Below are 8,895 nucleotides of genomic sequence, written 5' to 3'. Positions count from 1 at the left end.
CTCCAAAGTGTCATTTATATCTCCTATACATTGAAGAGTTTCTTTTTCAAAAAGACCCTGAATAGCACCTTCTTTTAAGCTACATAAAAATATTGCTTGAGGTGCTTCCAATGGGACGCACTTTATCAAACCTGCTATAAAACCCTTTCCAATATTAACACCCATACCACCACACCCATCTATTTTTATTTTATCAAGCTCCCATTGCTCTTTAGCAAATTGTTGAACACTATATTTCAAAGCTTTTAGTGTAAAATCTACAGCAGCTTTTATCGCTTCATTACCAGTTTCAGTAATCTTTTTTAGAATAATTGCTATGTCCTGTTTCTTTAAAGATTCTAAACTATTTACAAAATAACCTTCGCCAGTAGATGTAATTTGATTACCTGAAACGTCAATAAACTTTGTACTAGGTAAAGAACCATTTGCTAGGTAATGTGCAAGTAGTTCAGCACCTTTATCACTTATTTGATTATTACTCAAATTGATACTTATAACATTTTGTACTGTTTTTATACTGCTTTGATAAGGTTTCCATCCGCTCTCTGCGCTATACAAAGTTTGATACTGCAAACCAGTAATTCCGTATATCATGGACTCAACGCCTAAATCTCCAATCCTATTGTTAGATAAATTAAGAATTTCTAGGTTAAAATTAAAGTCTCGAAGGACATAAAACAAATTACCCGAGTCCCTATCATACATATCGGTTCCGCCTAAATTAATAGCTTTTATATATTGAGGAGCATCCTTTCCACCAGAACCATGATTAAGTGCATTACTACCCCAACAATCAGCAGATTTTCTCCTAGAGAATTCAATAATTTGGTCAATGGTCTCACTATCTCCAGATGGATTTTTCTTTGTATGACCTGACATACCCAATACTTCTTCTGGTTCATATAATTTACCTAGTCCTTGAGAATTGCCGTAACCACTATAACTTGAAAGAAAAGTACTGTTGTAGCTACCTACAGAATAACCTCCACCAGTTCCGCCTGTACCATTACCTCCTTGGTAACCATTAGAAGAATAGTCATGATGAGTCACTATTAGCGAACCACCTTTAGATACTCCACCATTAACATCTATAAAACCACCACTTCTTTTTTTACCATCACATCCATTAGACGACCACTTACCACCACCTTTAAACATAAAAACCTCATAAATTAAATTTGTATTATTCCAAATAACCAGAATTTCTAGCTTAAAACAAGTGAAATATACAATTTATAATTGCTATATCTCTTCGTCACTGTAATAAAAATATCTCTCTAAGATTCATCATTAAGATTAGCTATCAGCTATTCGCAACTTGCATTTTAAAATCACTCAAAAACTCCTGTTTATCAATGGTTTACGGGCAAAAAAACTTGCATTTAGAGGTGTAAAATGCTATAATATTCATAGTTATTTTAAGAAATAAAATTGATCTAAAAAACATTAATATGGGTGTCGAAAGTAGAGCAAACAAAGAAGATAGAAATTCTGCCCTGGGAACAAAAAAAAGACGTGTGCCGCTTAAAGAAACCAGTGCTGCAGAAATAGATGATTTCTTAGAGTTAGCCCGATTGCCAAATGAATTAGAAGCTAATTTGCTTAGCACTAATGAACCTTCACCTGAAATTATTGGTGCTGCGCAAACCGATATAAGCGATGAGTTAATAGACGATATCGGTGCTTCACAAGATGAGGGCATTAATTTAGGAGAAGAGCTCTTATCTAGACTAGATAATGAAAACATTGAGGAATCTCAGCTCTTTAATAGCGATATCTCAAGTAGTATTCCAGAAAAGGTGCTTGAGAAAATAGCTTCTTATTTAGAAGAAGTGACTTCGGAGGATATAAAGTCTAGGCAACCTTGGCTTGATATCATTAATAAAACAAAACCGTTCTTGGGTTTTGGTCTTGAAGAAGCAAGTAATAAGATAAACGAAACAATTAACTCTTCTACAGTTAATAATGACCAAATAAAAACATTTGATACCACATTTTCTACCGCATTACTTCGCTTGTGGGCACTACTTCGTTCGGAGTTGTTACCTTCTGCCGGTCCGTGCGGATTTAAAACCGATAGTAATAATACGGAAAGATATGAGTTACAAGGTGAGATAACCAAAGATGCGCTCAATGAATATCTAACAATAGAGGATAAAGGATTTTACCCTGATTATGATCGATTTTTACTTTACCTACTGTTGTACGGCTGTGTTTTTCGTAAAGTATATTATGATTCTATAACCAAAAAACCGATAAGCAGATTTATTATCCCTGAAGATTTTTTAGTAGATAATAATTGTAGCAGCATATTAGAGTCTAATCGTCTTACTCATATTAGGTATCTTTTAAAAAGAGAGATCTTACTTAATATGCAAGATGGAACATTTAGATCCGTTGAGCTTGATTATTTAAAATCAACAAATAACATTGTAGATACAGAAGAAAATGATCTTAAAGAAGATGACGTAAATAGCGGCATTGATATATCGGCTTATAGTACATTATCACGCTTTAAATTTTATGAGACTCATGAATATTTAGATTTGAATGAGTTTTTTGACTCTGGGTATGAGTGGGAACTTGACAATGATTCACTACCGTCACCCTATGTGATAACTAGATGCGGTTTGAGTAATAAGATAGTAAGTATTATACCTAACTGGCAAGAAGACGATCCGACTCGCACTCGGATTAATTGTTTTGTTCACTATAATCTTTTCCCCGGGTTTGATATATACGGTTTAGGGCTTGCTCAAGTTTTGGGTAGTAATGCCATGAGTTTAACTTGTATGCAAAGAATGGCAATTGATGCTGCTATATTTCAGAATTTCCCAGGCGGTGTAAAAGTACCGGGTATTAAGAATCAAAATAATGATATAACAATAACTCCTGGTCAATTTATCACTTTAGATACGGGAGCACTTCCGTTAGCACAGGCTATTATGCCTCTTCCCTATAACGGACCTTCACCTGCACTGCTTGAGTATCTTCAGAGAGTGACAAATCAAACACAACAGCTTGCTTCAACAAGTGAAGTAGGTCTTCCTGAAAATAGTGCAAATACACCGGTCGGAACTACCATGGCGATGCTTGAAGTAGCTAATCGTATGCAATCGGCAATATTACGTACGGTACATGCTTCTTTTAGCGATGAGATACAGTTATTATTTCAGGCATTAGATCCATCAATTCATGATAATAAATCTATAAAAATCATTCCCGTATCTGATCCTTCTGTAGAGTCTACGACTCAAAGAATTATGAAAGCGGAAAGTTTGCTAAAGATAGCCTCTACTGATCCGCAGTTACATAATATGAGGGAGATATATACTAGAGTATACCAGGCATTAGGCATCTCTGGTATTGATCAAATTCTATTACCGGAAAACCTTGAGCAAAATGAAGAAATGCCAGTTGATCCTGGGGTACAAGTACAAATGGCAGATATCGAGCAAAGGCGTTTAGAGGTTGAATCACGTGAGCGAATAGCTCATTTAAATATAGAGGCCGATGGCTATAAAACGCAAATGAATATTGAACTAGACAAGGCTAAAATGGAGCAAGATCGTTATATAGCTGATTTAAAAGTGAATTTAGAAGAGCTCTTAAATCAAACAAAGCTAGACATGGATATATTAAAGATAGAAGCAACGGCTCGTGAAAACAACGCCGACTTGCTACAAAAACAACTTGAAACAGATGCTAAATCAGAAATTGAGTTATTGAAGATTGAAGCAAAAGAGCGAGAAAATACACTTAAAGCTGAAATTGAATTATTAAAAGAAGAACTTAAACAATCTAAAGAACCATTAAAAGAAGAGGAAATTTATGGATAAACAACGCAGGGAATATGCCCTAAAAAAAATACAAGAAAAGAAAGAAAGTAAGCTAGAGAAATATGCCGCTGGTGGAGCTGCTAAGGTTAGAAAAGGAGAAGCGACGAGTAGCGGTAAACAGCTGAGTAGAAAATGAACCGCCATAACCTATTAGATTCACTAAAAAGTGAAATAGAGAAAAACAGATCCTATATAACAAATCCTCACGGTATCACTACTTTTGATGATTATAAATTTTATATAGGGGTCTTACACGGCTTAAATATAGCTATGGAAAAATTAGTTGAACAATATAAGAGTAATAGTGATGATTGAAAACTTTGAGAAGAAAAGATACGAATCTTTCGGCATTGACTTAAATAACTTCTGCAAAGAGACAATGATAAAAAGATTTGAGAACGTACATGTAACGGGGATTAATGTTCTAATACTTATATATAAGATGCCCGTGGTTACCGTAACTAATAAAGGGGTTTATCTTCCTCCGACGGCAGTGAAGACTGATTTAGAATATAATTCTATGGTCGGAATGATCCTTAAAGCAGGGGCTGACGCTTATAAAGGCGAGCAATTTCCAAGCGGACCTTACGCTAAAGTAGGTGATTGGGTTATATTTCCCAGAGGTTCTAGCCTGCAAGCTAAATATGAAGATGAACCGATAATTATGGTAGAAGACTTTAAAATTAAATTAATCGTAGAAGATCCATCAAAAGTATCGAGGTAAAAATGCAAGATGAAATAGAAGATCAAGTACAATCGGTAACGGGTATTGCAGATAATACGGAGGCTGAAGAGCCATTGACACCTCCTTCTCTAGAATCTGCTCCAGTAGAACCTATTGAAGAAGAAACCGTCAGTGTTGTCAGTAGTAATAACGTTGAAGAAAAACCTAAAGCAAAAAAATGGAAGGTAAAGCGAGATACCTATGCTGAAACTTATGCCTTAGCTGCTGAAGTTGAAGCTTTAAAGCAAAAAAATGCCAGTATGGAAGAATTGCTCCATAAGTCATTAGAGGCTGGTAATTATCATTACGGGACGGTTGCTATGGGCTTGCTTGATAAAGCAAAGGCAAATTTAGCTAAAGCACTCGGTGAGGGTGATGTTGAAGCTGTTGCTACCGCTACTGCGGAAATTGCTCAAGCAACTAGTGTAGTTAACGATGCAAAAAGAGCACCGCAAGTAACCCTACGTGATAATGGTGGTTTGCAAGAACCGACGGCAGCAGCGGGGAACACTTATACAAACGAAAATATGTTATATGACTGGCTTGAAGATAATCCTGATTTGGATAAAGGTTCTGCTGAATATAACGAAAGTTTAACTAACCGGGTACTGCCGTTTATCAATAAGTTAGAGAATAGATTAAAAAGAAATAACCAAATGCATTTAATAGCTTCTCCGGAATATTTTAATATCATAGACGAATACGTGGATAAAATAAAAGATGAAGCAACAAAGACTAAGCAAGAAACCGCTCCAGTAAAAAAGGTAGGTACTACGCAAATCGGTGCTACGCAAACCGTAAAAGAGCCGATCGGTAAACATTTCGGCGGAGTTCGAAGTCGTCATCAACCGACTAACGTAGTGGAAAACAAGCCTATAGTTTTAACGCTACAACAAAAGAAAGCTGCGGCAGCTTGTGATATGACAGAAGAAAAATATATTAATTATTTACAAAAATACGCTAAGGAGGCGAGAGTATAATGGCAACAAAAATTAAACCAGATACTAACTCTGAATTTAAAAGTATCGATCGTGATATAAGAGAGCATGATTGGGATAAAGATGATTTTGATTTAGACTTTACCGATTCAACCTGTCCTTTTACCACTATTGTCGATGAGATAAAAGAACCTGGTATGGAGTATTATTTTGCTTTAAACTCGCCAGAGCGAATCGATAGACTTTTATCACGCAAATGGCGTGTAGTAGATCCTGATAGATTAAGTAATAAACAGACCTTTACGCAAGCACGTAAAGGATTGGAAGCAAGAGACTGTATTACTACGGGTGATACGATTCTGTTAGAAAGGGATGTCAGATACGGGGATAAGGAAAGAGCGTATCTAAAGCAAAAGAACACTAATATAATGCATGATACTTTAGCCGGTCTTACGACGGATGTTTATAGGGTTAATTCGCCGTTTCAAGATAAATAACAATGTCATATTCGCTTATTAATTTAACTTCGGACGTTACTTTATCTTGGGCTTATCCGTTTACGGGAGGCGTAGTAGTATCGAACAAAAACAATATAATTTCTGATAATGACTTGCGAACGATGACTCTGCCTAGTAGCAAGCTTGTAACTGTAGGCACTAGCTTGTTATTTAATAATGTCGGTTTTCATGATTTTACGCTACTTGATAATAGCGGTGCTCCTATCGGAAATATTATACTTCCATCGGAAATCAGGGAAATTTATCTGACTGACACAAGTACGGATGCCGGCATTTGGTGTATGATTCCTTTCGGTGAAGGATCAAGTGCTATTAGCGTGATATCTGCCACTAGTAGTAACAATTCAATTAATATCACTCCTGGGACAATTACTGCTCCTAGCGGTAATTTTGATTTTACTCTTTCTGCCTCTCTACAAAATTTAAATCTTTTAACTAATAATGCTTTACCCGGGTTTCCGGTTATTACCGCAAATAATCCTCTTACTTGGAAGACGGTTGTATTAGTAGGCGGAACTAATGTGAATATAGATAACGGGGATGGAGTAATTGATGCACCGATAATTAATTTAAATTCTGCTATATCGGGATTGACGGCACTTAATGTCGGGAGTTTCGCCCTTAGCGGTACTACTTTAACAACGAGTGAAACGGACGGTAGTCTGGCCTTATCTTCTAATGGTAAGGGTCACCTTGGATTAAACGGGGTGAACATTGACACGCTTAGTAACATCACTAATGTAAATAACTTAACTGTGTCGGGTTCTATTACAAGTCCTGCGGTAGCCTCTGCGCAATGTTTTTTCTTCGATAATAATAATGTAACAAATAATATTACTTTGCAGAGTAATTATAATATAGCATCAGTAACAGGCGGTAATGGTGCATATGTCGTTACCTTTACTATTCCGTTTCCAGATGGTAATTATACAGTTCTATTAAGTCTTTGTCGTGGCACTGAAACTATTGCCCCGTTTACTGCATTCTTTAGATCAAGAAGCGCAGAAAGCATGATAATATATACGGTAGATACTTTGGGTAATTTGGTGACGGCTGCTGATGGAGTTTCGGTCGTTGTTTTTGGTAATTAGTCTAGAGGCGGCATTGATTTATTTGCTGGCATTAAAAATGTAATAATTTGACATTATAATTCATGTACGCTACACTAGTAAAATATGTACATGGAGTAAATATGGCCACCACAATAACGCACTTAAGACAAAATATTTTTAGTGAAATAGATAAAGTCATAGAAACCGGTCAATCAATAGAGATCGAAAGAAAGGGGCATATGTTAAAAATAGTACTAGAAGAAAAAAAATTAAAACTGTCTTCTTTAATAAAACGAAATAATGTTATCAAATGTTCTGATGACGATCTCATATATAATGATTGGTTAAAAGAGTGGAAACATGATGCAAGTGATGATTGATACTCATATAGTAGTATGGCTTTATATGGGCGCAGTTGAGAAATTATCTATAAAGGCTCAACAAAATATAGAATCGAATGAATTATTAATTAGCCCTATTGTACTACTTGAGCTTCAATATCTCTTTGAGATAGGAAAAATACTTGTTTCTTCAGAGGAGATATATGAGGATTTGCAGTTTAGAATAGGATTAAGGATTGACCACACATTGTGGAGTAGAGTTATCAAAGAAGCGTTAGCATTAAATTGGACTAGAGATCCTTTTGATCGCTTAATTGTAGCCCATGCTAATGTAATTAAATGCCACTTGATTACTAAAGATAGTTTTATTAAATCCCATTTTAGTAAAGTTATTTGGTAATTCTTTTTCTAATAATTAAACGATTGACTAAAAATACATTTTAATTTAAACTAACACTAAGTTCGAGTGAAAGCTCTGTCATGGCTAGACAATAAAAGGTCGAAGTGAGAACTTCCTAAGTTTGTACAGTTTCCTTTCTAAAAACTGTAGAAGATGTCATGGCTAGACAATAAAAGGTCGAAGCGAAAGCTTCCTAGGTTGTTAATTTTCCTTGAAATTATCATTTACAAAAAAATGTCGTACGAGACACAAAATCGTTATTATTAATATTTAATGGAGAGATTGCCATGTCAAATGGAATCAATGCTTCTGGTGGTTTGCAAATTGTTGAATCGGCAATTGGCAACGGAGGAACGCAAAAATTAAAACCGTACCTTATTTATGCAAGTGCTGACGGTCTAACTACTCAACCGAACTCTATTTTTAGCGGTGATCCAGTAAAATGGGTTAGTAATCCAGGAGTAGCCGCTATGGTTGGTACAATAGCCCCGGAATATCTATCACCGCCTGCAAATCGTACTGCTGCTGCGGGTATTGCTACAGCTGCGGCAGATGCTTTCCTAGGTGTTTTTGTATCATGTACTTATATGAGTGCGCAAACTAAGTTACTTACCGACTCAAATTATTGGCCAGGAGGTACAATTGTTATGCCCGGTACTCCTATTACAGCCTACGTGAACGATGATCCGATGGCTATATTTAGCATACAAATATCCAGCTCAGTAGCTAATGCAGCTGGCATTAGATTTTTAAACACAAGCTCAGGACTAAATGCCAATCTCGGTGTAGCAGGTATTAATTTTACCGATCCTGTTTTAGCATTAACTCAAAATCCTAGTACCGGTAATACTAGGAACGGTATATCGGCTTATTATCTTGACGGTTCTACTATTGCCGCTACTGCAACTTTAGACATGAAAATAATCAGTCTTGCGCCGAGTGTAAATCCGAATTCAAACCCAACCGGTTTAATTCCAGGTATAAATATGCCTTTTGTGGATGTTTTGGTTAAGTTCAATAAACATGCATACGGCTCTGTCGGTGTTGCCGGCCCTACTGCAGGTGCTTAAGCTTTGGAGCTAA

11 protein-coding genes are annotated in these 8,895 nt (G+C 36.1%); 10 read left to right on the top strand and 1 reads right to left on the bottom strand.

Annotated elements, in window-relative coordinates; all coding sequences use genetic code 11:
- On the bottom strand, positions 1–1,158 hold a 1,158-nt coding region (locus Megvenef_RS05530; RefSeq protein ID WP_322776983.1), incomplete at its 3' end, for a leucine-rich repeat domain-containing protein.
- Positions 1,159–1,451: 293 nt separating this feature from the next.
- On the opposite strand from Megvenef_RS05530, the gene Megvenef_RS05525 reads away from it, so the two are divergent.
- The 10 genes from Megvenef_RS05525 (at position 1,452) to Megvenef_RS05480 (ending at position 8,882) form a co-directional block, all read left to right on the top strand.
- A complete protein-coding gene (locus tag Megvenef_RS05525; protein ID WP_322776982.1) occupies positions 1,452–3,839 on the top strand; it encodes a hypothetical protein in 2,388 nt (795 codons plus the stop codon).
- Positions 3,832–3,975 (top strand): hypothetical protein, encoded by a 144-nt coding sequence (locus Megvenef_RS05520; RefSeq protein WP_322776981.1) that lies wholly within the window; start codon positions 3,832–3,834, stop codon positions 3,973–3,975. The genes Megvenef_RS05525 and Megvenef_RS05520 overlap by 8 nt, the downstream gene beginning before the upstream one ends.
- A complete protein-coding gene (locus tag Megvenef_RS05515; protein ID WP_322776980.1) occupies positions 3,972–4,154 on the top strand; it encodes a hypothetical protein in 183 nt (60 codons plus the stop codon). The genes Megvenef_RS05520 and Megvenef_RS05515 overlap by 4 nt, the downstream gene beginning before the upstream one ends.
- The gene (locus Megvenef_RS05510; protein ID WP_322776979.1) at positions 4,147–4,563 is read left to right on the top strand and encodes a hypothetical protein; all 417 of its coding nucleotides are present in this window, start codon (positions 4,147–4,149) and stop codon (positions 4,561–4,563) included. Before Megvenef_RS05515 ends, Megvenef_RS05510 begins: the two co-directional genes overlap by 8 nt.
- Before the next feature lie 2 nt (positions 4,564–4,565).
- Positions 4,566–5,543 carry a hypothetical protein gene (locus Megvenef_RS05505; protein ID WP_322776978.1) on the top strand — a complete coding sequence of 326 codons (978 nt, stop codon included), beginning with the start codon at positions 4,566–4,568 and terminating at the stop codon, positions 5,541–5,543.
- Positions 5,543–5,998: a hypothetical protein gene (locus tag Megvenef_RS05500; protein ID WP_322776977.1), complete on the top strand. Its 456-nt coding sequence runs from the start codon at positions 5,543–5,545 to the stop codon at positions 5,996–5,998. The genes Megvenef_RS05505 and Megvenef_RS05500 overlap by 1 nt, the downstream gene beginning before the upstream one ends.
- Before the next feature lie 2 nt (positions 5,999–6,000).
- On the top strand, positions 6,001–7,110 hold the full coding sequence (locus Megvenef_RS05495; protein ID WP_322776976.1) for a hypothetical protein: 1,110 nt from the start codon (positions 6,001–6,003) through the stop codon (positions 7,108–7,110).
- A gap of 62 nt (positions 7,111–7,172) precedes the next feature.
- Positions 7,173–7,451 carry a hypothetical protein gene (locus Megvenef_RS05490; RefSeq protein WP_322776975.1) on the top strand — a complete coding sequence of 93 codons (279 nt, stop codon included), beginning with the start codon at positions 7,173–7,175 and terminating at the stop codon, positions 7,449–7,451.
- Positions 7,432–7,812, top strand: coding sequence for a type II toxin-antitoxin system VapC family toxin (locus Megvenef_RS05485; protein ID WP_322776974.1), 381 nt, complete (start codon positions 7,432–7,434; stop codon positions 7,810–7,812). The genes Megvenef_RS05490 and Megvenef_RS05485 overlap by 20 nt, the downstream gene beginning before the upstream one ends.
- A gap of 287 nt (positions 7,813–8,099) precedes the next feature.
- Positions 8,100–8,882, top strand: coding sequence for a hypothetical protein (locus tag Megvenef_RS05480; protein WP_322776973.1), 783 nt, complete (start codon positions 8,100–8,102; stop codon positions 8,880–8,882).
- Positions 8,883–8,895 lie beyond the last annotated feature (13 nt).

It is taken from the genome of Candidatus Megaera venefica (genome assembly GCF_034554655.1).
In the GTDB taxonomy this organism is placed as follows: Bacteria; Pseudomonadota; Alphaproteobacteria; order Rickettsiales; family Rickettsiaceae; genus Megaera_A; species Megaera_A venefica.
Note: the sequence above shows the minus strand (reverse complement) of the source record. Positions and strands in the feature narration are given on the sequence as shown.

Coding starts and splice junctions, on each gene's coding strand:
- Megvenef_RS05525 (WP_322776982.1), top strand. CDS start 1,452: ATGGGTGTCGAAAGTAGAGCAAACAAAGAAGATAGAAATTCTGCCCTG.
- Megvenef_RS05520 (WP_322776981.1), top strand. CDS start 3,832: ATGGATAAACAACGCAGGGAATATGCCCTAAAAAAAATACAAGAAAAG.
- Megvenef_RS05515 (WP_322776980.1), top strand. CDS start 3,972: ATGAACCGCCATAACCTATTAGATTCACTAAAAAGTGAAATAGAGAAA.
- Megvenef_RS05510 (WP_322776979.1), top strand. CDS start 4,147: ATGATTGAAAACTTTGAGAAGAAAAGATACGAATCTTTCGGCATTGAC.
- Megvenef_RS05505 (WP_322776978.1), top strand. CDS start 4,566: ATGCAAGATGAAATAGAAGATCAAGTACAATCGGTAACGGGTATTGCA.
- Megvenef_RS05500 (WP_322776977.1), top strand. CDS start 5,543: ATGGCAACAAAAATTAAACCAGATACTAACTCTGAATTTAAAAGTATC.
- Megvenef_RS05495 (WP_322776976.1), top strand. CDS start 6,001: ATGTCATATTCGCTTATTAATTTAACTTCGGACGTTACTTTATCTTGG.
- Megvenef_RS05490 (WP_322776975.1), top strand. CDS start 7,173: ATGTACGCTACACTAGTAAAATATGTACATGGAGTAAATATGGCCACC.
- Megvenef_RS05485 (WP_322776974.1), top strand. CDS start 7,432: ATGATGCAAGTGATGATTGATACTCATATAGTAGTATGGCTTTATATG.
- Megvenef_RS05480 (WP_322776973.1), top strand. CDS start 8,100: ATGTCAAATGGAATCAATGCTTCTGGTGGTTTGCAAATTGTTGAATCG.